The organism is Amycolatopsis sacchari, from assembly GCF_900114035.1.
Classification (GTDB): domain Bacteria; phylum Actinomycetota; class Actinomycetes; order Mycobacteriales; family Pseudonocardiaceae; genus Amycolatopsis_E; species Amycolatopsis_E sacchari.
In genome coordinates, this window is record NZ_FORP01000004.1 from 140,077 (window position 1) to 166,554 (window position 26,478).

Annotated in this window: 24 protein-coding genes and 1 pseudogene; 10 read left to right on the forward strand and 15 right to left on the reverse strand. The window is 72.1% G+C overall.

Annotation, left to right across the window (positions count from 1 at the left end; translation table 11 throughout):
* Positions 1-23 precede the first annotated feature (23 nt).
* Positions 24-284, forward strand: coding sequence for an MmyB family transcriptional regulator (locus BMZ92_RS38560; RefSeq protein ID WP_281245161.1), 261 nt, complete (start codon positions 24-26; stop codon positions 282-284).
* 46 nt (positions 285-330) lie between these two features.
* Entirely contained in the window at positions 331-1,038 is a 708-nt protein-coding gene (locus tag BMZ92_RS09250) for a GAF and ANTAR domain-containing protein (RefSeq protein WP_091505347.1), read from the forward strand.
* Between the two features lie 7 nt (positions 1,039-1,045).
* On the opposite strand, the gene BMZ92_RS09255 is transcribed toward BMZ92_RS09250, so the two are convergent.
* The gene (locus tag BMZ92_RS09255) at positions 1,046-2,167 is read right to left on the reverse strand and encodes an L-talarate/galactarate dehydratase (RefSeq protein ID WP_091505348.1); all 1,122 of its coding nucleotides are present in this window, start codon (positions 2,165-2,167) and stop codon (positions 1,046-1,048) included.
* Between the two features lie 124 nt (positions 2,168-2,291).
* Between BMZ92_RS09255 and BMZ92_RS09260 the strand changes: the two genes are divergently transcribed.
* Entirely contained in the window at positions 2,292-3,263 is a 972-nt protein-coding gene (locus BMZ92_RS09260) for an ATP-binding cassette domain-containing protein (RefSeq protein ID WP_245782971.1), read from the forward strand.
* Positions 3,260-4,063, forward strand: coding sequence for an ABC transporter permease (locus BMZ92_RS09265; RefSeq protein ID WP_091505349.1), 804 nt, complete (start codon positions 3,260-3,262; stop codon positions 4,061-4,063). The genes BMZ92_RS09260 and BMZ92_RS09265 overlap by 4 nt, the downstream gene beginning before the upstream one ends.
* A 12-nt stretch (positions 4,064-4,075) precedes the next feature.
* Here BMZ92_RS09265 and BMZ92_RS09270 read toward each other — a convergent pair whose 3' ends face one another.
* Genes BMZ92_RS09270 through BMZ92_RS09280 form a run of 3 tightly spaced genes read right to left on the reverse strand, consistent with a single transcriptional unit; the run spans position 4,076 to position 8,408 of the window.
* A complete protein-coding gene (locus BMZ92_RS09270; RefSeq protein ID WP_091505350.1) occupies positions 4,076-5,638 on the reverse strand; it encodes an N-acyl-D-amino-acid deacylase family protein in 1,563 nt (520 codons plus the stop codon).
* A gap of 11 nt (positions 5,639-5,649) precedes the next feature.
* Complete coding sequence (locus tag BMZ92_RS09275) at positions 5,650-7,068, reverse strand: Na+/H+ antiporter NhaC family protein (protein ID WP_143249830.1); 1,419 nt, start codon at positions 7,066-7,068, stop codon at positions 5,650-5,652.
* Positions 7,065-8,408 (reverse strand): type III PLP-dependent enzyme domain-containing protein, encoded by a 1,344-nt coding sequence (locus BMZ92_RS09280; RefSeq protein ID WP_091505351.1) that lies wholly within the window; start codon positions 8,406-8,408, stop codon positions 7,065-7,067. The genes BMZ92_RS09275 and BMZ92_RS09280 overlap by 4 nt, the downstream gene beginning before the upstream one ends.
* 81 nt (positions 8,409-8,489) lie before the next feature.
* Between BMZ92_RS09280 and BMZ92_RS09285 the strand changes: the two genes are divergently transcribed.
* On the forward strand, positions 8,490-9,509 hold the full coding sequence (locus BMZ92_RS09285) for an Lrp/AsnC family transcriptional regulator (protein ID WP_091505352.1): 1,020 nt from the start codon (positions 8,490-8,492) through the stop codon (positions 9,507-9,509).
* Positions 9,510-9,627: 118 nt separating this feature from the next.
* Here the strand turns inward: BMZ92_RS09285 and BMZ92_RS09290 are convergent, their stop codons facing one another.
* Positions 9,628-10,197, reverse strand: coding sequence for a TetR family transcriptional regulator (locus BMZ92_RS09290; RefSeq protein ID WP_091505353.1), 570 nt, complete (start codon positions 10,195-10,197; stop codon positions 9,628-9,630).
* A 91-nt stretch (positions 10,198-10,288) separates the two neighbouring features.
* On the opposite strand from BMZ92_RS09290, the gene BMZ92_RS09295 reads away from it, so the two are divergent.
* The gene (locus BMZ92_RS09295) at positions 10,289-11,320 is read left to right on the forward strand and encodes an NAD(P)-dependent alcohol dehydrogenase (protein WP_091505354.1); all 1,032 of its coding nucleotides are present in this window, start codon (positions 10,289-10,291) and stop codon (positions 11,318-11,320) included.
* A gap of 9 nt (positions 11,321-11,329) precedes the next feature.
* Here BMZ92_RS09295 and BMZ92_RS09300 read toward each other — a convergent pair whose 3' ends face one another.
* Positions 11,330-12,406, reverse strand: coding sequence for an alanine racemase (locus tag BMZ92_RS09300; RefSeq protein ID WP_091505355.1), 1,077 nt, complete (start codon positions 12,404-12,406; stop codon positions 11,330-11,332).
* Between the two features lie 41 nt (positions 12,407-12,447).
* Positions 12,448-12,600, reverse strand: a complete 153-nt coding sequence (locus BMZ92_RS09305; protein WP_245782972.1) for a hypothetical protein — start codon at positions 12,598-12,600, stop codon at positions 12,448-12,450.
* 134 nt (positions 12,601-12,734) lie between these two features.
* Between BMZ92_RS09305 and ligD the strand changes: the two genes are divergently transcribed.
* Positions 12,735-14,705 carry a DNA ligase D gene (gene ligD / locus BMZ92_RS09310; protein WP_245782973.1) on the forward strand — a complete coding sequence of 657 codons (1,971 nt, stop codon included), beginning with the start codon at positions 12,735-12,737 and terminating at the stop codon, positions 14,703-14,705.
* A 4-nt stretch (positions 14,706-14,709) separates the two neighbouring features.
* On the opposite strand, the gene BMZ92_RS09315 is transcribed toward ligD, so the two are convergent.
* The 4 genes and pseudogenes from BMZ92_RS09315 to BMZ92_RS38085 all read right to left on the reverse strand — a co-directional run.
* Positions 14,710-16,368 carry a sigma-54-dependent Fis family transcriptional regulator gene (locus BMZ92_RS09315; protein ID WP_091505358.1) on the reverse strand — a complete coding sequence of 553 codons (1,659 nt, stop codon included), beginning with the start codon at positions 16,366-16,368 and terminating at the stop codon, positions 14,710-14,712.
* A 59-nt stretch (positions 16,369-16,427) separates the two neighbouring features.
* The gene (locus BMZ92_RS09320) at positions 16,428-17,513 is read right to left on the reverse strand and encodes an LLM class flavin-dependent oxidoreductase (RefSeq protein WP_091505359.1); all 1,086 of its coding nucleotides are present in this window, start codon (positions 17,511-17,513) and stop codon (positions 16,428-16,430) included.
* Positions 17,513-18,541, reverse strand: coding sequence for a CocE/NonD family hydrolase (locus BMZ92_RS09325; protein WP_177228614.1), 1,029 nt, complete (start codon positions 18,539-18,541; stop codon positions 17,513-17,515). Before BMZ92_RS09325 ends, BMZ92_RS09320 begins: the two co-directional genes overlap by 1 nt.
* Before the next feature lie 2 nt (positions 18,542-18,543).
* A pseudogene (locus tag BMZ92_RS38085) lies at positions 18,544-19,170 on the reverse strand (CocE/NonD family hydrolase); the annotation flags it as partial.
* 97 nt (positions 19,171-19,267) lie between these two features.
* Here BMZ92_RS38085 and BMZ92_RS09335 point away from each other — a divergent pair.
* Positions 19,268-20,104 (forward strand): patatin-like phospholipase family protein, encoded by an 837-nt coding sequence (locus BMZ92_RS09335; RefSeq protein WP_091505362.1) that lies wholly within the window; start codon positions 19,268-19,270, stop codon positions 20,102-20,104.
* A 75-nt stretch (positions 20,105-20,179) separates the two neighbouring features.
* Positions 20,180-21,613: an amino acid permease gene (locus tag BMZ92_RS09340; protein WP_091505625.1), complete on the forward strand. Its 1,434-nt coding sequence runs from the start codon at positions 20,180-20,182 to the stop codon at positions 21,611-21,613.
* Here the strand turns inward: BMZ92_RS09340 and BMZ92_RS09345 are convergent.
* From BMZ92_RS09345 to BMZ92_RS09360, 4 genes are read right to left on the reverse strand one after another with little or no spacing between them, the layout of a single operon-like run.
* A complete protein-coding gene (locus tag BMZ92_RS09345) occupies positions 21,594-22,349 on the reverse strand; it encodes a DeoR/GlpR family DNA-binding transcription regulator (protein ID WP_091505363.1) in 756 nt (251 codons plus the stop codon). The two genes, BMZ92_RS09340 and BMZ92_RS09345, sit on opposite strands and share 20 nt — an antisense overlap.
* On the reverse strand, positions 22,346-23,356 hold the full coding sequence (gene pdxA, locus BMZ92_RS09350) for a 4-hydroxythreonine-4-phosphate dehydrogenase PdxA (RefSeq protein ID WP_091505364.1): 1,011 nt from the start codon (positions 23,354-23,356) through the stop codon (positions 22,346-22,348). Before pdxA ends, BMZ92_RS09345 begins: the two co-directional genes overlap by 4 nt.
* A gap of 20 nt (positions 23,357-23,376) precedes the next feature.
* The gene (locus BMZ92_RS09355) at positions 23,377-24,522 is read right to left on the reverse strand and encodes a four-carbon acid sugar kinase family protein (RefSeq protein WP_177228615.1); all 1,146 of its coding nucleotides are present in this window, start codon (positions 24,520-24,522) and stop codon (positions 23,377-23,379) included.
* Positions 24,519-25,505 carry a 2-keto-3-deoxygluconate permease gene (locus tag BMZ92_RS09360; RefSeq protein ID WP_091505366.1) on the reverse strand — a complete coding sequence of 329 codons (987 nt, stop codon included), beginning with the start codon at positions 25,503-25,505 and terminating at the stop codon, positions 24,519-24,521. The genes BMZ92_RS09355 and BMZ92_RS09360 overlap by 4 nt, the downstream gene beginning before the upstream one ends.
* 491 nt (positions 25,506-25,996) lie before the next feature.
* Between BMZ92_RS09360 and BMZ92_RS09365 the strand changes: the two genes are divergently transcribed.
* Positions 25,997-26,305, forward strand: a complete 309-nt coding sequence (locus BMZ92_RS09365; RefSeq protein ID WP_091505367.1) for a hypothetical protein — start codon at positions 25,997-25,999, stop codon at positions 26,303-26,305.
* Positions 26,306-26,478 lie beyond the last annotated feature (173 nt).

The window sequence follows — 26,478 nt, forward strand, 5'->3', positions numbered from 1 at the left end:
CGCTCCGGCGCCTGCTGGCCGACCTGCGGGAACGCAGCGAGGAGTTTCGGGAGCTGTGGCGGACGCACCGGGTGCACGCGCCGGGGCACCGCCGCAAGACGCTCGCGCACCCGGACCTCGGCCGCGTCCGGGTGAACTGCGACGTGCTCGCCGTCCCCGAGGACGACCAGCAGATCGTCTTCGTCACCGCCGACCCCGGCACGCCCTCGGCACGCGCGCTGCGTCACCTGGCCCGCGTTTCCCCGGCCCGTGAACGGGAAACACCGGAACGCGCGCCGCAGTGATCTCCACTAGCTTGGGCTGTTCGGGAGCGACGACGGGAGCCGACACATGGGGCAGCCCTGGGAACCGGACGAACTGGGCAAGACCATCGCGGGGGTGGCCAGGGACCTCCTCGCCCAGCCGACGCTGCAGGACACGCTCGACCGGATCGTGTACCACGCGATCCGGGTCGTGGACGGGTGCGAGTTCGCCGGCATCCTGTCCGTGCGGAACGGCGAGGTGCAGTCCCTCACAGCCAGTGACGACGGCGTGGTCGCCTCGGACCGGATCCAAGGCGAGCTGCGTGAGGGGCCCTGCTTCGACGCGGCGCTGCGCCTGAGCGAGATCTACCGCCTGCCCGACCTCGCCGCCGCACGTGACCGCTGGCCGCACTACGTGCCGCGGGCACTGGAGCTCGGCATCCGAGGCATGATGAGCTTCCTGCTCTACACCGACGACGCGCGGGAAAACCTCGGCGCGCTCAACCTGTACTCCGGCGAGCCGAACATGTTCACCCCCCGCTCCGAACACACGGGCTGGCTGCTCGCCTCGCACGCCGCCGTGGCGTTCGCCGGTGCGCGCCGCCAGGGGCAGCTGCACGAGGCGATCACCACCCGCCAGGACATCGGCGAGGCGATCGGCATCCTGATGGAGCGGTACAAGATCACCCGCGACCAGGCGTTCGAGCTGCTGAAGAAGGCCTCCCAGGACCGCAACGTCAAGCTGCGCGAGCTGGCCCGCTCGGTCACCGAGACCGGCGAGGCCCCCCTCGGCTGAAGCCGGGTCAAACCCGGAACTCCGCGACCGTCCACGCCCGGGCCCGCTCGCTGATCGTCACCCCGAGCCCCGGCCGGCCCGACAGGTGCATGCGGCCGCCCGAGATCTCCAGGTGCTCGTCGAACAGCGGGTCGAGCCACTCGAAGTGCTCCACCCACGGCTCCCGCGGATAGGCGGCCGCGAGGTGCACGTGGATCTCCATCGCGAAGTGCGGCGCCAGCTGCAGGTGCCGGGCGTCGGCCAGCGCCATCACCTTGAGGAACTGCGTGATCCCGCCGACGCGCGGGGCGTCGGGCTGCACGATGTCCGCTCCCCCCGCCCTGATCAGTTCGGCGTGTTCGCCCGCTCCCGCGAGCATCTCGCCCGTCGCGATGGGCGTGTCGAACGCGGCCGTGAGCGCGGCGTGGCCCTCGAAGTCGTAGGCGTCGAGCGGTTCCTCGATCCAGCCGAGGCCGAAGCGCTCCAGCGCCCGGCACATGCGCCGCGCGGCGGGCCGGTCCCACTGCTGGTTCGCGTCGACCATCAGCGTCACGTCGTCGCCGATCTTCTCGCGCACCGCCGCCACCCGCGCCAGATCCACCGCCGGGTCCGGGTGCCCCACCTTGATCTTGATGCCGCCGATGCCGTTCGCGACCGACTCCGCGGCCCGCTCCAGCACCTCCTCGACGGGCGCGTGCAGGAACCCGCCCGAGGTGTTGTAGCAGCGCACGGATTCCCGGTGTGCGCCGAGCAGTTTCGCCAGCGGCAGCCGCGCGCGCTTGGCCTTGAGGTCCCACAGCGCGATGTCGAACGCCGCGATCGCCTGCACCGACAGGCCGCTGCGGCCGACCGAGGCGCCCGCCCACACCAGCTTGTCCCAGAGCTTCGCGATGTCGTTGGGGTCCTCGCCGACCAGCACCGGCGCGAGCTCCCGCGCGTGCGCGAACTGCCCCGGTCCCCCGGCCCGCTTGGAGTAGCTGAAGCCGACGCCCTCCAGCCCGGCCTCGGTGGTGATCTCCGCGAACAACATCGCGACCTCGGTCATCGGCCGTTGCCGCCCGGTCAGCACTTTCGCGTCGCTGATCGGCACGGGCAGCGGGAGCGTGACGGACGAGACGCGCACCCCGGTGACGCGGTCGACGGTGACCATGCGGTTCCCCTTTCCGGCAGGTGGTGACCACTCCACCTTCCCGGATCCCGGCCCAGGGAAAAACCCTGACGTGCCCGGCCGCCGGTGCGCCTACGGTAGGGCGATCCGGACAGGGGAGGACACCGTGACCCACACCGAACCGGCCGTGCGGGCGAGAGCACTGGTGAAGACCTTCGGGAGCACGCGGGCCCTCGACGGCATCGACCTCGACGTCCCCGCCGGGCAGGTGCTGGGCCTGCTCGGCCCCAACGGCGCGGGCAAGACCACCGCCGTGCGGATACTGACCACCCTGCTGCGCCCGGACTCGGGCGAGGCGGAGGTCGCCGGGCACGACGTGCTCGCCGACCCCGACGCGGTCCGCCGGGCGATCGGGTTGTCCGGGCAGTACGCGGCGGTGGACGAGAACCTCACCGGCTTCGAGAACCTTTACCTGGTCGGGCGCCTGTACGGCAGGCGACGCGCGTCGGCCCGCGCGAGAGCGCGTGAGCTGCTCTCGCGGTTCGGGCTCGAAGAGGCCGCCGACCGGCCCGCGAAGGGCTATTCCGGCGGGATGCGGCGGCGGCTCGACCTCGCGGGCGCGCTCGTCGGCGAGCCGTCGGTGGTCGTGCTCGACGAGCCGACCACCGGACTGGACCCCGGCGGGCGGCTCGACACCTGGCAGCTGATCAGGGAACTCGTCGCCGACGGCACGACCGTGCTGCTCACCACGCAGTACCTGGAGGAGGCCGACCAGCTCGCGGACACCATCGTCGTGCTCGAGCGGGGCCGGGTGATCGCACGCGGCACCGCGGACGAGCTCAAGGCGCAGACCGGCGGGGAGCGGCTGGAGCTGGTGCTCTCGTCGGCCGCCGACCTCGCGGTCGCGCTGCGGGTGCTGCGTGAGGTCGGCACGGGCGAGCCAACCGGGGACGAGCGGGCGCGCCGGGCCGAGATCCTCGTCGACACCGGGCCGAAGGCGCTCGTCGAGGCCCTGCGGCGGCTCGACGCCGAACAGGTCGTGGTGCAGGACGTCGCGCTGCACCGGCCCACGCTCGACGACGTGTTCCTGTCCCTGACCGGGCACGCGGTGTCCGGCGAAGCGGAGGAGGCCCGGTGAACGCGCTGGTGAAAGGGCTTTCCGACGGTGGCGTGATCACGTGGCGGAACCTGCTGAACGTGCGCCGCAACCCGGACTGGCTGATGGCGGCGACGCTGCAGCCGATCATGTTCGTGCTGCTGTTCGCCTACGTCTTCGGCGACGCCATCGGCGGCGACGCGGGTGGCGGCGCCTACCGCGAGTTCCTCATCGCGGGGATCTTCGCGCAGACGGTGGCGTTCAACTCGGCGTTCACGGTGATCGGGTTCGCCAACGACCTGCAGAAGGGCATCATCGACCGGTTCCGCTCACTGCCGATGTCCCGGCTCGCGGTGGTTTTCGGCCGCACCACGTCGGATCTCGTGGTGAGTGTCGTGGCGCTGGTGGTCATGTCGCTGTGCGGGCTGATCGTGGGCTGGCGGATCCGCGGCAGCGTGCTCGACGCGGTGTTCGCCTACCTGCTGATGCTGTTGTTCGCGTGGGCGCTGTCGTGGATCGGCGCGCTGATCGGGCTGGCGGCACGCAGTGTCGAGGTGGCGCAGAGCGCGGGGCTGATCTGGATGTTCCCGCTCAGCTTCATCTCCTCGGCGTTCGTGCCGCTCGACAAGCTGCCGGGGGTGCTGGGCGTGCTCGCCGAGTGGAACCCGTTCACGGCGGTCATCAACGCGACGCGCGAGCTGTTCGGCAACCGCTTCGGCACTCCCCCGACGGGCTGGCCCGCCGAGCACGCGGCGTTGTACACGGTGCTGTGCTGCGTCGGGATCATCGTCGTGTTCGCCCCGCTGGCCACCGCCCGCTACCGGCGCGTGGCGAGCCGGTAGCGGGGTTGCGCGTCACGAGCGCCGTAGCACCCGGCCAGGACGCTCTCGCGTGACTTCGCCGTCCCGCAAGGCGAAGCGGCCCCCGACGAGCACGTGGCTTGTGCCTGTGGCGTAGCACAGCGGCGCCTCGTACGTGGCCGTGTCGATCACGGTTCCGGCGTCGAACGCCGTGAGATCGGCGACCATGCCTTCCGCGATCGTGCCGCGGTCGGTCAGGCCGATCCGGCCGGCGGGCAGCGCACTGCACTTGCGCACCGCCTCGGCGAGTCCCACCACGCCGCGTTCCCGCGAGTACTCGCCGAGCGCGCGGGCGAACGTGCCGAAGTGCCGCGGGTGCGGGTGCCCGCCCTGCCCGGTGTCGAGCACCCAGCCGTCGCTGGCGATCGCGCTGAGCTCGTCGGCCAGCACCGTGTCCACATCGGACTCCGCCATCGCGTGGTTGACGATCCACACGTCCCCCGCGTGCTCCCGCAGGACGTCCAGCGCGGTGTCGGCGGGCGGACGGCCCTCGGCGGCGGCGATCTCGGCGAGCGAGGAACCGACCCACTTCCGGTAGGGCCCCGGCGGCAGCGCCGCGAGCACCGTCCCCTCGGGCAGCACGGTGCGGCCGATGCGCGCGTCCAGTTCCTCCCGGATGCGGGCACGGGTTTCGCCGTCGTGCAGCCGCGACACGAGCGCAGGCAATCCCCCGTCGAGCGCCCAGTCCGGCAGCCGGGAGCTGAGCCGGGTCGAGGAGGCGGCGTACGGGTACACGTCGCAGGCGACGTCGAGACCTTCGGTGCGGGCCTGGCGGATCCGGCTCAGCGCCTCGCGCACCTTGCCGTGGTTGGCCGGCCCCATCGCCTTGAGGTGCGAGATCTGCAGCCGCACGCCCGTGCGCCGGGCGGTCTCGAGCGCCTCTTCCACAGCGTCGAGCAGGTGGTCACCCTCGTCGCGCATGTGCGTGCTGTACAGCAGTCCAGCCCGCGCCGCGGTCTCGGCGAGTGCGACGAGCTCCTGCGGCGGAGCGAACGAACCGGGCGCGTAGATCAGCCCGCTGGAGAACCCGAACACGCCCTGCCGGGCCTGTTCGGCGAGCAGCTCGCACACGCGCGCCAGCTCCTCGGCGGTCAGTTCGCGCAGCTCGTTCCCCGCGACAGCGCTGCGCAACGCGGCGTGCCCGGCGAGCGCGGCGACATTGATCGCCGGCTCGCTTTCCTCGACAGCGGCGGCGAAACCGGCGAAGTCCGGCCACACCGCGGCGTCCCGCTCGGAGATCGTCGTCAGGCTCGCGTCCCCGCCGGGCACACCGGGGAACGGCGAACTGCCGCAGTTCCCGGTGACGATCGTGGTGACGCCCTGGCGCAGGCACGCCTCCGCGACCGGCGCCTGCCGGATCGAGAAGTCCGCGTGCGAGTGCAGGTCCACGAACCCGGGCGCGAGCACCAGCCCCGCGCAGTCGACGGTTTCCCTTGCGCCCTCGGTGGTTTCCCCGACCAGCGCGATCCGGTCGCCGCGGATCCCGACGTCGGCGCGGCGTGGCGGGGCACCGGTCCCGTCGGCGACGGTGGCGCCACGCAGCAGTACGTCCAGCATTGCGGTCCCTTCTACAGCAGCACGGTGAGGATGGCCAGGTACAGCAGGGCCGCCGGGACCAGCACGAGCCAGCCGACGCCCAGCAGGGTCTTCAGCCGCGTGCTTTCGGCGAACCCGAGCACCGACATCATGTTGGCGTTGGGGAACGGCCCGTAGGTATCCGCTTTGGACCCCCACAGGTACGTCACGGCCCAGGCGGCCGGGGTGAGCCCGATGCTCGCGCCGAGCGGGCCGAACACCTTGTTCAGCAGCACGACGTGGGCCGCGGTCGCGCCGGGCACCCCGAGCCAGCCCAGCATCGCCACGCCCGCGGCGAACGGCAGCGCGGGCATGTCGTGCAGCATCGGCCCGAACTTCTCCAGCAGGACGTCGTAGGGCTTGAGCTCGTTGACCATCGCGAAGAACGCCGCCAGCAGCCAGAACATCAGGAACGTCTCGAACAGCCTGCCCCCGCCCCGCACGAGCGCGGCCACGGTGTCGCGGACGCTCAGCCCACCTGCGGCGGCGGTCACCACGGCGAGCACGGGCAGCGCGACGAGCGGGAAACTGGTGCCGGACCCGCTGATCGTCGCATACGCCACGGCGGCCACGAGCGCGACGGCGAACACGACGGTCGCGCGGCGGCCGTGGGGCGCGTCGGTGGTCTGGTCCACCAGTTCGGGCGGGTAGAAGTCGTCGCCGCGAGCAGCCGACTTGCGCTGCACCCGCGGGACGACGAACAGCGACAACAGGATCGACAACACCGCGAGCGGGCCCGCGGCCACGAGCAGGTACGTGCCGTAGCCGACCTTCGCGGCGTCGAGGATGGCGATGTTGGACCCGGCGAACGGTGCGAGCGCCAGCCCCGAACAGCCGCCGAGGAACAGCATGCTCGCGGTGGCCGAGCGCGTGAACCCGGCCCGTGCCACGACGGGGATGACGATGGGGGCCGCGATCGCGAGCGCACCGGCGAGCGTGCCGAGCGCGAACACGAGCACCAGGCTCGCCGCCATCACGCCCAGCTGCAGCCCGATCCGGCTGTTGCCCCGCACCAGCCGCAGCACGCCCCGCACGAGCACGTCCGCCGCGCCGGTCACGCGCAGCACCTCGCCGAGCGCGCCACCGAGCACGACGATCACACCGATGAGCGTCACGGTGTCGCCGAGCGACTTGCCGAGCAGGTCGCCGACCGCGGCGGGCGCGCGGTGGTCCAGCAGGATCCCGGACAGCAGCGCGCACGCCGTCGCCAGCAGGAGGTGCATCCCCGACAGCGACAGCACCGCGTACAGCACCACGGGCAGCAGGCCCCAGACGGTCGGCGCGTGCACGAAGATCCCGAGCACCAGGCTGGCGGCGAGCCCGGCGACGGCGATCGCGTAGCGCGCGACGTTCGCCGGGGCGAACCGCCGCGACGGAGCGGGTGGTGCGCTCGCCTCGGCCGTGGCGGTCATGCCCGCTCCAGCCGTGCGAGGTCCGGTGCGGCGAGCGAGACCAGGGCGTCCCGGTGCTCCCCGCCGCTTTCGGCGACGATCTCGGCCATCGACTGCTCCTTCCGGATGAGGGTGAACCGCGGCGTCCCGGTCGTGGCGGTGAACCCGTGGACCGCCGGGCGCGGCAGGCTGTTGTAGGACCAGGGCGTGGAGAAGTAGTACGCGCCGGTGTCGGGCAGCACGACGAGATCGCCGGGCACGAGTTCGGGCAGCTCACGTCCGCGTGCGAGCATGTCGCCCGCGAAGCAGCACGGCCCGGCGACGTCCTGGACGATCACTGGTCCCTGTTTGCGGGTCCCGTCCGGCCCGAACGCCTGGATCCGCAGCGGCCACGACTCGGGCATGAACACCGTGCGCGTCGCGACCTGCGCCCCGGCGTGCGTCACGGCGATCCGCCGCCCGCCGGCGTCCTTGACGTACTCCACGAGCGCGGCGGTGAACCCGTGCTTGGCGATCAACGCCCGGCCGAACTCGGTGACCAGCGTGTAGCGGCCGTCGAACAACCCGGGCACGCGCTCGCGAAGCAACGCGGCGTACTCGGCGAAGGTCGGAGTGGTCTTGTCGCTGGAGAAGTTGACCGGCAGCCCGCCGCCGATGTCGATCCCGGTCACCTGCTGCCGTCCGGCGGCCCGGTTGATCTCCTCCGCCAGGTCGTACACCACGCGCACGCCCTCGGCCATCAGCTCCAGCGGGCAGCCCTGCGAGCCGACGTGCACGTGGAGCCGGGTGAGCCACGGCCGCGCGGCGAACGCGGCCAGCACGCGCTCACGGACGCCGGGATCCCGAAGCGGGACACCGAACTTCGAGTCGCGCGAGGCCGTGCTCATCGCGCCGATCGAGCCCGCGCCGACCTGCGGGTTGATGCGCAGTCCCAGCGCGGACGCGCTCGGTGTGGTGGCGAGCAGCGCGTCGATCCGGTCGAGCTCGGCGAAGTTGTCGGCGTTGACGGCCGAGCCGAGCGACAGCGCGTGGGCGAGTTCCGCACGGGTCTTGGCGGGCGAGTCGAACACGATGCGCCCGGGGTCGAACCCGGCGGCCGCTGCCTGCGCGTACTCCCCGGGGCTGGCCACCTCGCAGCCCATCCCGGCGTCCGCGAGCAGCCGCAGCACCGGCACGAGCGCCGCGGCCTTCGCGGCGAAGGTGTGCAGCACGGGCACCTGCTCGAAGGCCGCGAACAGGTCGCGGACGGAGCCCAGCAGCCCCGGCACGTCGAGGAACCCGGCGACGGGCTGTCCCGGCCCGAGGACGTCCTGCTCGACCGCGGCCCGCACGACCCGGTCGAACCTCCCTGCGCTTTCCATGGCGACAAGAGTCGGTGAATCTTGCCTGAACGAGCGGCGATTGCTTGATACCGTCATTTTTCGCTGGAGAAGGAGGGGTTGATGCGGGATTCCGTCGACGAGCTCGATCTCGCGCTGATCAACGCCGTCCAGGTGACGCCCCGCGGTTCGTGGTCAAGATTGGGCAGGGCGCTGGGCATCGACGCGGCGACGGCGGCCCGGCGCTGGCAGCGGCTGCACGAGGCGGGGCTGGCGTGGGTGACGTGTGTGCTGGGGCCGGCGCGGCACAGCGAGTTCTGCATGGCCTACGTGGAGATCGACTGCCTACCGGGGCGCCTCGACGAGGTCACCGCAGCACTCGCCGAACGCGACCGGATCGTCTACGTCCACCACCTGACCGGCGCGTACAACCTGCTCGCGGTGCTGGCCCGGCCCACTCCCGCCGCGGTCGCGGACTACGTGCGGGAGGCGATCGAGCCGCTGCCCGCGCGGGGGTACCGGTGCGAGGTGCGCACGGTCGGCTACAGCGAGGCGAGCCGGTGGCGGTTGCGCAGCCTCGACGCGGCACAGCGGACGGCGCTCGAAGCGGAGCAGGACGCGGTCCGTGCGCCACGCGGCGGCAAGGTCGACGGGACCGACCAGCGGCTGTACCGGCTGCTGCACGAGGACGGGCGGATGCCCTACACCGAGCTGGCCGAGCGGGCGGAGATCAGCGAGCCGACCGCGCGGCGCCGGGTGAACCGGCTGCTCGCCGGACGGCAGTTGCGGCTGCGGTGCGAGGTCGCGCAGTCGATCTCGGGCACGCCCGTGACGGCGTTCCTGTGGGCGAGCGTGCCTCCGTCGGGCCTCGACGCCGCCGGGCGGGCGCTCGCCGCGCTCCCCCAGGTGCGGTTGTGTTGCGCGCTCACCGGGTCGCGGAACCTGCTGCTGATGGCGTGGCTGCGCTCGCTCGACGAACTGCCGGCGCTGGAGGCGGCGGTGCAGGGCCGCATCGGGGAGCTGACGGTGGTGGACCGGGCGGTGTGCCTGCGGACGGTCAAGCAGATGGGACGGTTGCTCGACGGCGAGGGCCGCAGCGTCCGGCTGGTGCCGCCGAGCCCGGAACTCTTCCAGGCGTCCTGAGGATCGCGACTTCTGTCGCGTGTGGACGGTGGTGTTTCGGCGACGGCGCCTCACGGGCGCGGGTCCGCCGCGGCACGGTGGCTTCCGCCGCCGACCGCGCCTTGGCCGCCAAGCCGCCTCAGGGTGCGAAGGCTCGCCGCACCGTCGCGGCGAGTGCCTGCTTCCGTCGCGTGTGGACGGACTCGTCCTCCTGGCGCCCCGCCGCGATCGTGATGCTCGCCGGGGACCACGTCATCGCCAGCGCGATCACCATCGAGTGCAGGTCCAGCGGGGTCAGGTCCGCCGCGATCCGGCCGTCGCGCTGCGCCTGCGCGATCACCGCGAGCTTGTCGGCGTAGTGCCCCTCGACGTGGGCGAACAGGTCCCCCTCCGGCACCCGCTCCAGCCGCGCCCAGGTCGCCAGCCGGATCAGCTCCGGGTCCTCCAGGTAGGCGTCGTAGAGCCGCGTCGCGTAGCCCGGCAGGTCGTCGCCGGTGAGCGGGACGGAGTCCACGTTGCGCTCCACCCTGTCCCACAGCACGGTGTCGAACAGCTTCTCCTTGCTGCCGAAATACGCGTACAGCTGCGCCTTGTTGGCCCGCGCCGCCGCGGCGATCCGGTCCACCCTGGCCCCGGCGACGCCGTGTGCGGCGAACTCCGCGACGGCCGCGTCGAGCAGCCGCCGCCGGGTCGCTTCTCCGTCTCGCACCCGCCCATGGTAACCAACCGGTTTGTTTGACAGCGGCCACACCGAGGCCTACCTTCGAAGAAACCAACCAGTTTGTTTCTTAGGAGAGTCCATGCGTTCTGTGACCGGCTACGCCGCTCCCGCGGCGGGCGCCCCGCTGGCCCCGTGGCAGTTCGAGCGCCGCGACCTGCGGCCCGACGACGTCGCGGTCCGGGTGCGCTACGTCGGCGTGTGCCACACCGACCTGCACGCGGTCGAGGACTCGCCCGCCGCCGAGTTCCCGCTGGTGCCGGGGCACGAGTTCGTCGGCGAGGTGAGCGCCGTCGGCTCGGAGGTGACGCGCTTCGCGGTCGGTGACGTGGTGGCGGTGGGCAACATCGTGGATTCCTGCGGGAAGTGCGACTACTGCCTGGACTCGCAGGAGAACTACTGCGCCGAGTTCCCGACGATGACGTACCTCGGCGTCGACCGGCGCGACGGGCTGCCCCAGCGCGGCGCCTACTCGAGCGAGTACGTGGTGACCGAGAAGTTCGTGTACGCCCTGCCCGACGGGCTCGACCCGGCCGGCGCCGCGCCGTTGATGTGTGCGGGGGTGACGACGTGGGAACCGCTGCGCCGGTGGCAGATCGGCCCCGGGATGCGGGTCGGCGTGGTGGGCCTCGGCGGGCTGGGGCACCTCGCGGTGAAGTTCGCGAAGGCGCTCGGCGCGGAGGTCACGGTGTTCACCACGTCACCGGGCAAGGAGGCCGCGGCCCGTGTGCTCGGTGCGGACGACGTGGTGGTGTCGACGGACGCCGCGGCGATGACGGATCGCTTGGGGCGCTTCGATTTCATCCTGAACACGGTGTCGGCGAAGCATGATCCGTCGCCGTACCTGCGGGCGCTGCGGGGCGGCGGGACGCTGTGCATGCTCGGCATCCCGGACCGGTACGAGCCGGAAGCGCTGGCGCTGCTCATCGGCGCGAAGAACCTCGCGGCGTCGGGCAGCGGCGGCACGCGGAGGACACAGGAGATGCTGGAGTTCTGCGCGGCGCACGGCATCACCGCGGACGTCGAGGTGCTGCCCGCGGCCGAGGTCAACACCGCACTGGACCGCCTGGCCCGCAACGACGTGCGCTACCGCTTCGTCCTGGCGATGGACTGAACCACCCGCTCACCAGCCCCGGATCCGCGACCACACCACCCCACTGCCGGTGAGGTGGTACTCGTCGAACTGGGCGGCCGTCGCGCAGGCGTGGTTGGGCAGGATGCGGACCCGCGTGCCGACGGGCAGGTCCGGCAGCGCGGCGCCGCTGCCGGGCCGGACGGACAGGATGCCGTGCTCCTGGCTCGCGCCGGTCATCAGCAGGTCCGGGTACGGCCTGCCGTCGAGGTCCGTCACGACGCCGTAGCCCTGGTCGACCGGCTGCGCCGCCGTGCCGCGGTCACGGGACAGCGCCATCCAGCCGCCGTCGGTGAGGATCCAGCCCTTGCCGGGGCGGTGGCCGATCACCGTCACCTCGACGGACAGCGCGATGTCGTCGAGCCCGCACACCCCGATCCCCGCCATGACAAGATCGAAGAACACGAAGTTGCCCGCGCGGACCTCGGTGACCCCGCTGAGGTCCGCCGCGAAATGCGCAGTCGGTGTCGATCCGACGCTGACCACCGGCACCTCGTGCCCCGCCGCGCGCAGGTCCTCCGCCACGCGCACGGCCGCCTGCCGTTCGGCTTCGGCGTCGGCCGTCAGCGCGGCCGGGCTGTACGAGAAGTACGACTCCCCCGCGTGCGTCAGCACCCCGCGCAGGTTTCCGCCTAGCACTCCGGCGATCCTGGCCGCGGCGGGATCGCCGGGGAGGATGCCGCCGCGGTGCCCGTCACAGTCGACCTCGATCAGGGCGGGCACCCCCGCCTCGGCGACGGCCGCCGCCTGCTCGACGCTGTCCAGCAGCACCACGAGGTCCACGCCACGCCGCCGCAGCGCGGTGACGCGCTCCAGCTTCCCCGGCGCGATGCCGACGGCGTACAGGATGTCGGTGAACCCGGCGTCCGCGAACGCCTCGGCCTCGGCGAGCGTCGACACGGTGATCGGCCCCGAGCCGCCGTCGAACAGCAGCCGGGCCACCTCCACGGACTTCGCGGTCTTCAGGTGCGGCCGTAAGGTGCCGCCCAGAGCCGCGAGACGGGTGCGCAGCCGGGCGATGTTCGCTTCGACTTTCGGCAGGTCCAGTGCCAGGAACGGGGTCGTCACCCGCTCAGCCTATACAACTCGTCCGAGATCCAGACGAACTGTCAAGACCTCGGGTTCACACGCGTCCCGCCACGCCCGCCGGCGGCCACCGTGCAGCGGCGGCACGGCACGATCCCCTCGTCCCGCGTGTCGGCCAGCGCGTCCACCCAGAGCACGTGCGGGAACTGGGCCAGCCGCGCCTTGTGCAACGGCACGCCGCACAGCGTCTGGTTCGTCCCCGGCAGCCACGCGCGGGAACCCCCAGGACACCCAGGCGAGTTCGCCGCCGCGCACTGCTAGGCCGATCGAGTTACGGTCGGAGCAGGTCAGGGGAAGGGAGGGCCGCACGGTGGCTCGGGGTGACCGGTCTCGCGTCCCGGACTGGGTCGAGCCCATGCTGGCCAAGCCGGACGGCGGGCGGCTGCGTGCGGGCTCCGGCTGGGCCTACGAGTACAAGCTCGACGGCTACCGCTGCTGCATGCGCGTCGCGGCCGACGGCACGACCGTGCTCACCAGCCGCAACGGCATCGACTTCACCGGCGAGTTCCCCACCCTCACCGGCGTGCTCGACCCCGGGCGGGCGCTGGTGCTCGACGGGGAGATCGTCGCGTGCGGCGAGGACGGCAAGGTCGACTTCGGGCTGCTGCAGGAACGGCGCGGGCGCTACCAGAAGTCCCGCACCGCCCGCCGGGAAGAGCCGTTCGAGGACGTGCGCGTGCGCTTCCTGGCCTTCGACCTGCTGCGGCTCGACGGCGAGAGCCTGCTCGACGAGCCCTACGACCGCCGGCGCGCGCTGCTCGAAGAGCTGCCGATGCCCGAGCCGGACCTGGTGACGCTCGTGCCCGCCATCACCTTCGACGACCTGACCGCGCGGGGGCACACCCCGCAGGACGTCCTGCACCAGGCCGCCGGCGAAGGCTACGAGGGCCTCATCGCGAAGCTGCGCAGTTCCGTCTACGTGCCCGGCCGCCGCCCTGACTCGTGGCTCAAGCACCCGTTCATCCGGACGCAGGAGGTGGTCGTGTGCGGCTGGCGGCCGGGGCAGCGCGGGTTCACCGGTACCCTGGGCAGCCTCCTGCTCGGCGCGCACGACCCGGACACCGGCGACCTCGTCTACATCGGTGACGTCGGCACCGGGTTCAGCCAGCAGGAGCGGGCCGACCTGCAGGAACGACTGGAAGGGCTGGCACGCAGGACCCACCCGTTCGCGGCGACCCCGCCCCGCGAGGACGTCGCGAAGGCCCGCTGGGTGGAGCCGGTGCTCGTCGGCGAGGTGCGGTACCGGCAGTTCACGCGCGGCGCGGGCCGGTTGCGGCACACTTCGTGGCGAGGCCTTCGCCAGGACAAGGAGACCACCGAGGTGATCGCGCCCCGCAACACACCGGCTCCCGGACCGGCCCCCGAACCCGCGCCGAAGAAGATCACCGTGCAGGCGGGAAAGCGCAGGCTGACGCTGTCCAACCTGGACAAGCCGATGTTCCCCGACGGGTTCACCAAGGGTGAGGTCGTCAACTACTACTCGCACATCGCCCCCGTGCTGCTCCCCCACCTCGCCGGCCGGCCGGTCACGTTCATCCGGTACCCCGACGGCGTGGGCGGCCAGCAGTTCTTCGAGAAGAACGCGCCGCAGGGGGCGCCGGACTGGCTGCGCACCGCCCTCCTGCCCAGCACCGGCTCCCGCGGCTCGGGCGGCACGATCTCCTACCCGCTGATCGACGACCTGCCCGCGCTGGTGTGGGCGGCCAACATGGCCGCACTGGAGCTGCACATTCCACAGTGGACGGTCGGACCGGGGCCGAAGCGCCGTCCGCCGGACCGGCTCGTGTTCGACCTCGACCCCGGTGAGGGCACGACGATCGTCGAGTGCTGCCGGGTGGCGGAGCGGTTGTACGAGGTGCTGCGCGAGGACGGGCTGACACCGTACGCGAAGACATCCGGCTCGAAGGGGATGCAGGTGTACGCCGGGATCCGCACCCGGTCCGCCGACGCGCCGTCCGCCTACGCGAAGGCGGTCGCCGAGCGGTTCGCGCGGGAGACGCCCGAGCTGGTGACCGCGAAGATGGCGAAGGCGTTGCGCCCGGGCAAGGTGTTCATCGACTGGAGCCAGAACAACCCGGCGAAGACCACGGTGGCGCCATACTCGCTGCGCGGCCGGGAACACCCCACCGCCTCCACGCCCGTTTCATGGGACGAGGTCCGCGCCTGCCGCCGCGCGCGGGACCTCGTCTTCACCGCCGATGACTTGCTCGAACGGGTCGCGGAACTCGGTGACCTGTTCGCCGACATCGGCGAAACCCGCGCCCCGCTACCGAAACCCTGAGGCATCAGCGCACCTCGTAACGCTTCAGCCTGCGGTACAGGGTCGCACGGGAGATCCCGAGCCGCGCCGCGGTAGCCGCCCGGTCGCCACCGGTCTCGCGCAACGCGGCCAGCAGCACGCGGCGTTCGGCGGCCCGCACCTCGTCCAGCGCTTCGCGGACCGGCAGGTCGTGGACGTCGATCAGGGGCCCCGCCGCCCGGATACGGGCGGTGGCCAGGACCTGCCGCAGCTCGCGCACGTTCCCCGGCCAGTCGCTCGCCGCGAGTGCGGCAGCGGCACCGGGTGTGAGGGTCACGCCCTCTCCCAGCAAACTGGCGCACAGCGCCGCAAACTCGCTCCGCCGCTCCCGCAGTGGCGGTACCGCCAGTACCACGGGGAAACCCTCATCAACCGAGGTGCCGCCCTCCCGGACGGTGGCGACGACACGGCAAGAAGCACCACCGATCAGCTCGGCGACCGCGACCCGCAACTCGGGCGGCACATCGCCGAGGTGCCCCAGCAGCACGGGTTTCCGCCCGCGCAGCGCCGCGTCAAGCGAACGCAGCCACCGCACCGGGTCCAGGTGCGCGAGTGCGCCGTCGAACTCCGTGTACTCCCGCAACGCCATCCTGGCCTGATACCGCTTGCCGCTGCCACGCTCACCGGTCAGCAGGACCGGGTGGCCCTCCGCCAGCGCCCGCGACAGCTGCCGCCGGAAATCGCCCATCGGATCGCCCGAAACCCAGGCAGGCTCACCGGAAGTGTCCGGCCGCAACGCGAGCACCGCCGCGAACTCCCCCCGTGGCTGGGGCACGGGTTCGACGTCGATCGTCACCGTCACCCCGGAGCTGAGCCGGACGCGGCCGCCACGAGACTTCTCGGCGAGGCGCCGCAGCAGTTCCTCGTCCGCCTCGTGCACGAGGGCACGCGCACGCGTGCTCACCACGCACAACCGGCTGCTCACGCCGACCACCGGCCCGCGGTGCCGTCGCTGTGCGGCGGAGAACGCGTCGAAGAACTCGCGCTCCCCGTCCGTCCGGCTGGCCAGCAGCTGCGCCTCGATGGACCGCCCGATCTCCGCGACGAGCGGCAGCAGTGCCGTGGTGGAGTACTCACGCAGGCAGTGCGCGCCCAGCGTGCCCACGTACCGCCTGGTGAACGGGTCGCGGAGGATCACACCCGTCGTCGTGATGATCTCGGTGTCGGTGCGGAAGTGCTCGGTGCCGGAGATCATGAACGCCTGCTGCGTTTCGTGGGCGCAGCCGAGCCCGTTGGTGCCCATCAGCTCCTCCGCGAAACTCAGCCCCGGCCGCAGGTTCTGCCGGTGCACGCGCCCGGCCTCGGGGAAGTCGCCGACCACGACGGTGAGCAGCCGGCACGCCCGGTCGGCGAGGAAGCCCCACGAGCCGAGGTCGGCGATTTCGTCGGAGAGCCGGTCCATGATGGGCTGGGCGACGGCGGCGAGCCGGGTGCGAGGGCGGAAGTCGGCGTCGAAGACGTACTCGCGCGCCGCCGGGTCCACCCCGGCGAGCATCGAGCGGCGCCACGACGTGACCACCTCGCGCCGCACCTCGGGGTAGTCCGCGGGATCGACCGCGAACGGGTCACGCGACAGCACGTCCAGCTTCGCCTCGCGGACCCGGGCCCACTCGGCCGACGTGCGCGGCACCGACGGCGCTGCCATCTACCCGACGTTACCGGCCGCGGCGACGCCGGAACGCCGGTTTCCGCCTGGCAAAAGGCTCAGGCCGCGACCGGCTTGCCCCGCAGGCCACGTGCCTTGGGCAGCACCTCGCGGGCGAACAGCTCCAGGCTGGCGTGCGCCTGGTCGTAGGGCATGCCGCCGAACGCCGGGGCCAGCGTCAGCTCGAAGTCACCGATCACGTCCCGGATCGCTTCGATCTGGCCGAGGATGCGCTCCGGGTTGCCCCACAAAGCGGTCGCGGCGTAGTCGTTCGCCGCCTTCTCCAGCCCGATCTCCCGGAAGTACGCCGCGTTGGCCGCATACCGTTCGTGGCCCTTGATGCCCGCGAAGTGCTCGCCCGCCATCTCGTAGTGCTCCACATTGGACATGAAGAACCGGTTGACGTACTCGAAGTGCCGCTCGCGCGCCAGTTCGTCGTCGGCGTGGCAGTACATGTTGACGTTCAAGGAGATGGGCGGCGCGGTCTCAACGTGCTCGGCCTCGTACAGCTCGCGGTAACGCGTGAACGTCGGCATCAGATCGGGCACCGGCCGCACGATGAACGACATCAGGTGCGCCCGCAGCTTCGCCGCCATCACAACGGAATCCGGCGAACCCGCGACGCAGTACCGGCGGTCGAGGAACGACCCGCGCGGCCGGGGCCGCAGCTCGGCCCTCGGCTGCGGGTAGAACGGCCCGTCCCCCTCGATGAACCCGGTCTCCAGCGCCTCGAAGATCATCGGCGCGGCCTCGTCGAAGCGTTCGCGGGTCTCGTCGAGCGGGATGCGGAAGGGCACGTACTCGGTGCGTGACAGGCCGCGGCCGAAGCCCAGCAGCAACCGCCCGCCGGAGATCGTGTCGACCATCAGCGCCTTCTCCGCGACGCGCAGCGGGTCGTTCCACGGCAGGATCACCGCGGCGGTGCCGAGCTTGATCCGCGTCGTCCGCCCGGCGAGGTTCGCCAGCACGACGAAGTTGTCCGGGCAGGCGGAGTAGTCGGAGAAGTGGTGTTCGACGACCCACACCGCGTCGTAGCCGAGCCGGTCCGCCGCCACGGCGACGTCGAGTTCGCCGTCGTACATCTGCTGATCGGTCAGGTCGGGGTGGAGCTTGCCGAAACCGAGGTTGATACCGATGCCGAGCACTACTGGTTCCTCCCTGCCGGAGACGGGATCACGGGCAGCCGGATGGCGCTGGGGTGTGGTGGGCCGAAGAAGACGCGCTGGGTGGCGGAGACGAAGTCGGCCTCGGTGACCGCACCGGCGGGCTTGCCGCTGCCGGAGTTGCGGTCGAAGCACGGGAAGTTCGAGCTGGCGATGTCGACGCGGATCCGGTGCCCCGCGCGGAAAACCAGGCTGGTGGCGCCGACGTCGATCACGTACTCGTGGACCTCGCCCGGCACGACGGGCCCCGGACTGTCCATTCCGGACCGATAGCGGGCGCGCACGACGCCATCGGCGACGTTGAGCGCCCGGCCGTCAGGGTGCACGTCGACGAGCTTGGCGGTGAAGTCGGTGTCCGCGGCGGAGGTCGAAGCGTGCAGCACGACCGTGAGTGGCCCGGTCACCTCGACGTCCTCGGTCAGCGCCGGGCTGGTGAAGCGGAGGATGTCCGTGCGCCCGTCGAGCGGCCTCTGGTCGCGTTGACCCGGCTGCCACGACAACCCGCCGTCCGGGCCGCCCGCCATCAGGATCGCGCCGCCGATCGTCGGCACCGGGTCGTGCGGGTCGTGGACGTACTCAGCCGAGCCCGCCTCGGGCAGCTCCCGGGAAAGCGTGCCTCCCGGGCCGAAGTACCAGGTCTGCCAGTCGGTGCGGGCCGGCGGCCACTCCTGTTCGGTGCGCCAGCCCGCGCCCATCACGTAGAGCCGCACCGGTGGCAGTGACGACGGCACCTCGTCGGCCTGTTCCCGCAGGAACCGCAGTTGCTGCTGTTCGAGCCCGATCGCCTGCGCACTGCCGCCGGGGTGGAGGACCTCGCCCGCGACACCGGACTGGTCGGCGTGGGACCACGGGCCGACGACCAGGTGCCCGCCCATCGCGGTGAAGTTGGCCAGCGTGCCGCGCAGGAACAGGTCGAACCAGCCGCCGACGTGCAGCGTCGGCAGGTCGCCCGGCGGGACGCGTAGCTGATGCCGTGCCAGTACGCCGGGTCGTCCTCGCGGTCGAGCCACGTGCGCCAGCTCGGCAGGAACTCGCTGATCCCGGGCCGGTCGGCGAGCGGGAGCGTGCGGTAGGCGGCGACGGGATCGGCCAGCAGCCGGCCGAGCGCGGGCGTGGGACCGCCGGCGAGCTGGGCCGCGGTGAGCAGGTGCCAGCCGACTGCCTGCCCGAGCTGGAAGGCGCCCTGCCGGTAGACCAGCCCGTCGCGGTAGTCGTCGGGTGTGACGGTGGGCGCGAGCGCGACGAGCCCGGGCGGCCGGTGCCCGCTCACCGCGAGCTGCGCCATGCCCAGGTAGGACATGCCGAACATCGCGATCCGGCCATCACACCACGGCTGCGCCACCAGCCACGCGAGCGTGTCGAGGCCGTCTGACGTCTCGTTCTCGAAGGTGCGCAGCTCCCCGTCCGACCGGCCGGTGCCGCGGCATTCCTGGACCAGCACGGAAAACCCGGCGTCCAACGCGGGCAGCACGGGCAGCGTGCGGGACATCGGTTCGGCGTAGGGCGTCCGGATGAGCAGCACCGGCCGCGCCCCGCCCGGAGCGCGGTGCAGCCGTCCCGCCAGACGCGCCCCGTCGCGCATCGGTACCCGGACCGACTCGACGACGTGGTTTTCGGTGCCCTCCAGCGTCCCGGTCATCCGGCTCCCTCCATCGGCCTGCCGGTTACGCTACGGACGCCGCGCCCCCGCCGGAGTCTCACTTCTGAGACCGGGACGCGGCGAGGGAGGACGGGAGATGACCGAGGCGCTGGTGCTGGGTGGTGGTGGGGTCGGCGGGATCGCCTGGCTCACCGGGCTGCTGACGGGGCTGGCCGAGGCGGGGCACGACGTCACCGGGGCCGACGTGCTCGTGGGCACGTCCGCGGGTTCCACCGTGGCGGCACAGCTCGGCAGCGGGCTGCCCCTGCCGCGGCTGTACGCGCGGCAGACCGAACCGGAGCTGCAGTCGGCCGAGATCATGGCCGAGGTGGACTTCGAGCGCTTCGGGCAGCAGATGGCGGAACTGCTCGGCGGCGCCACCGATCCCGCCGAAATCCGGCGCGCCATCGGGGGTTTCGCCCTGACCGCGGACACCGTGTCCGAGGCCGAGCGCCGCGCGGTCATCGAGTCGCGGCTGCCCTCGCACGAGTGGCCCTCCCGGACGCTCAAGATCGTCGCGATCGACGCGGAGACCGGCGAGCCCACCGTGTTCGACGGCACCTCGGGCGTGAGCCTCGTCGACGCCGTGGCCGCCAGCTGCGCCGTGCCCGGGGTGTGGCCGCCGGTGACGATCGGCGGGCGCCGGTACGTCGACGGCGGGGTGCGGTCCAACGCCAACGCGGACTACGCGGCCGGGGCGTCCCGGGTGCTGGTGCTCGCGCCGATGGGCGAGACGGAGCTGCTGCCGAGCGAAAAGCCGCTGGCCACTGCGGTCGGGGAGCTGCGCGCGGCCGGCGCGGAGGTCGCGGTCGTCGAGCCGGACGAAGCGTCGCGCGAAGCGGTGGGCACGAACCCGCTCGACCCCGCCACCCGGCGTCCCGCCGCGGAGGCGGGCCGGGCCCAGGGCCTGCGGCTCAAGCCCGACTACCGCTGAGGACTGGACCAGTTCGCGTTCCGGTGGGTAACTTCCCCCCGGACAAGCAGGACGAACAGGATCGGGGTGGTGGCCGTGGCCGACCGCGGGGTGTTCCGCCGCAAGCCCATCGAACAGATCGAGGCCGTCGAGACCGGCGGCCTGCAGCGGACGCTCGGGCTGTGGCAGCTGACGGCGATCGGGATCGGCGGGATCATCGGCGCCGGGATCTTCTCGCTGGCGGGCGCGGTCGCGCACGAGACCGCGGGACCCGCGGTGCTGATCTCGTTCCTCGTCGCCGGGATCGCCAGCGCGGCGGCGGCGTTCTCCTACGCCGAGTTCGCCGGGCTCATCCCCCGCGCCGGTTCCGCCTACACCTACGGCTACGCGGTGCTGGGCGAGCTGGTCGGCTGGTTCATCGGCTGGGACCTGCTGCTGGAGTACACGGCGATCGTCGCCGTGGTGGCGATCGGCATCTCGGGTTACTTCAACGACCTGCTGGGTTTCCTGCACGTCGAGCTGCCGCTGTGGATGTCCGGCGCACCGGGTACCGAACCGGAGGGCGTGCCGTCGGGGTCGTACAAGGTGGACCTGTTCGCGGTGGTGCTGTGCCTGCTGATCGCGTTCGTGCTCAACCTCGGCATGCGCTCGGCGGCGCGGTTCGAGACGCTGCTGGTGTACCTGAAGATCGCGCTGGTGCTGCTCGTCATCGTCGTCGGCGCGTTCCACGTCAAGACGGGGAACTGGGCGGACTTCTTCCCGTTCGGCATCGGCGGCGCCTTCACCGGTGCGGCGACGGTGTTCTTCGCCGTGTTCGGCTACGACGCGATGTCCACCGCCGCCGAGGAGTCACGCGACTCGCAGAAGCACATGCCCAAGGCGATCCTGTACTCGCTGGGCATCTCGATGGTGCTCTACGTGCTGGCGTGCCTGGTGCTCACCGGCATGGTCAACTACCGCGACATCGACGCTGAAAGCGCTTTCTCCAGCGCGTTCGCGTCGGTCGGGCTCAACGCGCTGGGCGCGGTGATCGCGGTCGGCGCGATACTCGGCATCCTCACCGTGTTGTTCACGTTCCTGCTCGGCGCCACCCGCGTCGGCTACTCGATGAGCCGCGACGGCCTGCTGCCGAAGTGGTTCTCCGGCACCCACCCCACGCGCCACGTGCCGACGCGCATGACGTGGGTGCTCGGCGTCGCCGCCGCGGTCATCGCCGGGCTGCTGCCGATCGCCGAGGCCGCCGAGCTGACCAACATCGGCATCCTGCTGGCGTTCGTGGTGGTGTGCGTCGCGGTGATCGTGCTGCGGTACCGGCGGCCGGACCTGCCGCGCACGTTCCGGACGCCGGGCATGCCCGTCGTCCCGGCGATCGGCGTGGTGTTCTCGCTCTGGCTCATCACGTTCCTCAAGCCGGAGACGTGGCTGCGGTTCGTGATCTGGTTCGCGATCGGGCTGGTGGTGTACTTCGCCTACTCGCGCCGGCATTCGGCGCTGGCGCGCGAAACGGACGTCACGCCACCAGCACCGTGACGCCGGGCAGGGCGCGGAACGGGGCCAGCTGCTCCTCGGTGGCCGACGAGTCGGTGATCAACGTCCACTCCGGCGGCAGCGGCGTCCACCAGTGCGAGCTGGCGCGGCCGAGCTTGCTCGCGTCGGCCAGCACGTAGACGGCCCCGGCCTGCTCGATCAACCGCCGCTTCACCGCGACCTGCTCGGCGCTCGCCTCGCACACACCGCGGTCGGCCGTGACGCCGTCGCCGCTGAGGAACACCGCGTCCGCGGTCAGCACGTCGAGCACCAGCTCGGTCAGCGGGCCGACGGTGCTCTGGCTGATGTGGCGCACCACGCCGCCGAGAGCGATCAGCTCGACGCCCTCGGCGTCGGCGAGTGCGTTGAGCGTCGTCAGCCCCGTCGAGGCGACGGTGATCCCCTGCCACGACGTGAGCCTTGCGGCGAGCGCGCCGACCGTGGTGCCCGCGTCGAAGAACAGCAGCTGCCCCGGCTTGATGTGCCGCTCGGCCTCGCGGGCGATGGCGGCCTTCTCCACCCCGCCGAGGGTTTCGCGCTCGTGCAGCGGTTGTTCCTCGCCGCCGGGCGCGAGCGCACCGCCGTAGGTGCGCACGATCTCGCCGGCCTCGGTCAGCACGGCGAGATCGCGGCGGATGGTGGACGCGGTGACGTCGAAGCGCACGGCGAGCTCGTCGACCCCGACCGGCCGGGTCCGCAGCAGGTCGCGGATCGCCTCCCGCCGCGTGCGCGCGTTCACGACGCCTTGTCCTCCTCCACCTCGGGTGCCAGCTCGACCGCCTGCCGCAGCGCTTCGAGCATGCTCGCCTCGTCCGCGGCGCCGGTGCCCGCGATGTCGAACGCCGTGCCGTGGTCGACGCTGGTCCTGATCACCGGCAGCCCGATCGTAATGTTGACGCCCGCGTCGAGCCCCAGCACCTTGACCGGGCCGTGGCCCTGGTCGTGGTACATCGCGACGACCAGGTCGAAGTCACCGCGCACGGCGCGGAAGAACACGGTGTCGGCGGGCAGCGGCCCGTCCACGTCGATGCCCTCGGCGCGGCACTCGGCGACGGCGGGCACGATCTTGTCCTCTTCCTCGCCGTGCCCGAACAGCCCGTTCTCCCCCGCGTGCGGGTTGATGCCGCACACGGCGATGTGCGGGCGCTCGATCCCGGACTTGCGCAGCGTCTCGTGCCCGCGGCGGATCGTGCGGGCGACCAGGCCCGGCTCGATCTTCGCGACGGCGTCCACGAGCCCGATGTGCGTGGTCACGTGCACCACGCGCAGCTTCGGCGCGGACAGCATCATCGACACCTCGGGCGTGCCGGTGAGCGCGGCGAGCAGCTCGGTGTGCCCGGGATAGCGGTGCCCGGCGGCGTGCAGCGCCTCCTTGTTGAGCGGCGCGGTGCAGATGGCGTGCACGCGGCCCGCGACGGCCAGCTCGGTGGCGGTCTTGACGAACTGGTACGCACCGTCGCCGGCGACCGGCGACAGCTCGCCGAAGGGCAGGTCCTCGGGGATCACGCCGAGGTCGAGGCAGTCGATGACGCCCGGCGTGTAGCCGCCGTCCTCGGGCGCCTCGACGGTCCGCACCTCCAGTGCCACACCGGTGATGCCGATCGCCTTGCGCAGCCGCGCGGCGTCGCCGACGACCAGCGGGCGGCAGGTGCGGTAGAGGTCGGCCGCGGCGAGTGCCTTGACCACGACCTCGGGGCCGACGCCGGCGGCGTCGCCCATGGTGATGGCGACGATGGGACGTCCCATGGGAATGCTTCTCCTTCTCCTCAGTGCGAAGCCGTGGCCGGAGCGTGCAGGGCGCGCCGGGCGTGCTCCAGGGTGTCCGGCGCGCCGAACGCGCCGGCCTTGGTGATCAGGGGCAGTCCGCCGAGCGCGGGGACGGCCGAGCGGACGACCCCGGGGGCGAGCTCGCCGAGCACGGCGAACCCGCGCACCCCGGCGGCGAGCAGCACGGCCCGCGCGGTCTCCCCGCCCGTCAGGACCAGCCCGGCCAGTGCGTGCCGCCGCTCGGTGACGTACCGGCCCGCGACGCTCGCCAGCGCCGAGGCGACCTCGGCGGCGTGCTTGCGTTCGACCGGGGCGCCGGGATCGGGCACCAGCAGCACGTCGCCCTCCACAGTGGACAGTTCCACGCCGGCGATGCTCTGCTCGGCGGGCCCGAAGGGCGCCTTGACCGCGACTGTGGTGACCTCACCGGACGCCATCAGCGCGGCCCGCTGCTCGCGGGCGAGCGCGGAGTAGCTGCCCAGCACCGTGAGCACGGAGCCGGGGGCGGCGGGCGGGAAGGACGGTGCGTGCAGCCCCCGCTTCCGGGCGGCGACGCGGGTGAGCCCAGCCGAGCCGACAAGCAGCACGTCCGGCCCGAGCGCCTCCCCCGCCGCGTGCAGGACCTCCAGATCCGCTTCCGTCACCGCGTCGGCGCACACCACGTCCGCCGCGGCGGAGCGGTAGGCCGCGACCACCGCCGACGGTCCACTTCGGACGACGTCCAGCGGGATCAGCGCCGTGCTCAGGCCACTCCCGGCGAACAGCTCGCGCAGATCGCCACGGACGGTGGTCCCGGCCCGCAGCACCCCGCCCGTCACCGTGCGACCGGTGTCGGGGAAGGCCGGAGCCAGCAGCGCCGTAGCCGACAGCTCCCGCAGCGCGGCGGCGATCTCGACGGCGATGTTGCCCCGCAGTGTCGAGTCGATCTTCTTGTACAGCGGGGCTCCCGCCGCGCTGCGCACGGCCGCGGCCACGGCACGGGCGGCGAACTCGGGGCTGCGGTGCCTGCTGTCGGTGTCGATGGCGACCACCTCGGTGTCCGGCAGCGCGGTGTCGAGCGCGACCGCGGCGTGCGGCCCGTAGGCGGCCGCCGCGTCCGCGGCACCGGTGAGGTCGTCGGCGACGATGACCAGCCGCTCGCTCACGACGACGTCCCTTCGGGCACCGGCTGCTCCTCCTTCTTCCTGGCCCTGGAAGCGAACCACGCGGTGGCGAACGGGACCAGCAGGGACGTGACCACCACCGAGGCCGCCACCAGGATCGTCGCCTGTGCCGCGGCGGCCTGGTACGCCGGGTTGGCCGCGGCGACGATCGCGGGCACGGCGGCGGCGTTGCCCGCAGTAGATGCGGCCGCGATCCCCGCAACGCCCGTGCCGCCGGTGAACTTGTCCGCGAGCAGCAGGACGGCTCCGGTCACGAGGAACACGAACACGCCCAGCCCGATGCCGAGCAGCCCGGCGCGCCACACGGACTTCAGGTCGATGCTCGACCCGAGCGCGAACGCGAAGAACGGGATGAGCACGGGCACCGCGCGGCCGAGCCACTCGCGCATCTGCGGGTCGAGGTTGCCCAGGAGCATGCCGACGAGCAGCGGCAGGACCGCGCCGACCAGCGTCTGCCACGGGAAGGCGGACAGGCCGGCCGCGCCCAGCGTGAGCATGGTGAGGAACGGGCCGGACTCGATGGTCATGATCGAGTAGGCGGCGACGTCCTTGCCCTTGCCGAACTGGCCCATCAGCGCCATGTACAGGCCGCCGTTGGTGTCGTTCATCGCGGCGACGACGGCGAGGGTGGACAGCCCGGCGAACGCGCCGGAGCTGATCGGCAGCTCGCCGAGCAGGCGGCCGAGGATGATGCCGACGACGACGGACACGGCCACCTTGGCCGCGAACAGCGCGCCGCCCTTCTTCAGGATGTAGGGGGTCGACCGGACCTCGATGCCCGCGCCCATGCAGACGTAGAAGACGGCGAGGATGGTCAGCGAGCCGGAGAACAGGGCTCCGGTGAACGAGCCGAAGAACTTTCCCGTGCCGGGGGCCACGGTGTAGAGCACCGCACCGATCAGCAGCGGGACGATCATCATCCCGCCGGGGATCGCTTCGATACGGCGCTTGATGGGAACCGCCACGACGCTCCTCCTTGAACGTGCGGAGCCCGGGACGGCGGCGCCCGGGCTGCGTTATGTGCGCAACTCTAAGCTTGATTGCGCACTTCGCGCAAATGTGATGCGCGCTACGCGCACGCTGGGATCGCTCGCCCTCAAGGGTGCCCGCGGTGGTCACGGCAGCCCTCGCCTGCGCGGGTGACCCCCGTTCAAGAGCACTCGTTCGGACCACCACCATCCCCCGCACCAGGGATTTCTTCCGGTCGGCACAAACTTCTTCACTCCGCGTGACGAGCGAAGGAGGCCGGGATCGCTCTAAAGAGGAAAGAGTGAGGGCGGTTGTCTACCAGAGCTGCACGTGCACGCGGCGCGTGCATTTACCCGTGCAGGTGCTGCTGGTAGCTTGCCTCCTGCAAGATGCACCTGAAGATCCAGCCCTTTCGGGAATGACGCGGACCGCGGGCCTCGCCAGATCGTTCCCCAGTTTCGCGGTGCGAAGGACGGCGAATTCGACGATGTGCTCCCCGGAGGCTACCCCGGTCGAAAACCGGCTGCTGAACCTCATCGACCGCGGCTACCGCTTCATCCACCCGCGTGACGACGGCGGAACGCTGGTCGCCGTGGTGGGCGTGCGGCCGCACGACGCGGTGATCGACGTGATCCGCCTGGACGCCGAGGACGACGCGACGGCCCTGCGCGTCCCCGCCGACGAGGACGACATCCTGACGCCGGAAAAGCCGCTGTGGAGCTGCCACGGCACGGCGCACGAGGTGCTGGACGAACTGCTCGCCCTCCCCGACGAGACCACGACCTCCCGCGGCTGACGGTCCCCGGCGATGCCACGGGGTCCAAGTCCTGGGCGGCGACGGTGGGCGCGCTCATCGAACTGAAGTCGGCGACCGCATGGTTTCGAGCCGGGCCGGACCGGTCTGCTCGTCGATGTCCCGGGACGCTCCACGAGACACACCGAGACCGAAGGCCGGCCCCCGCCCCACCC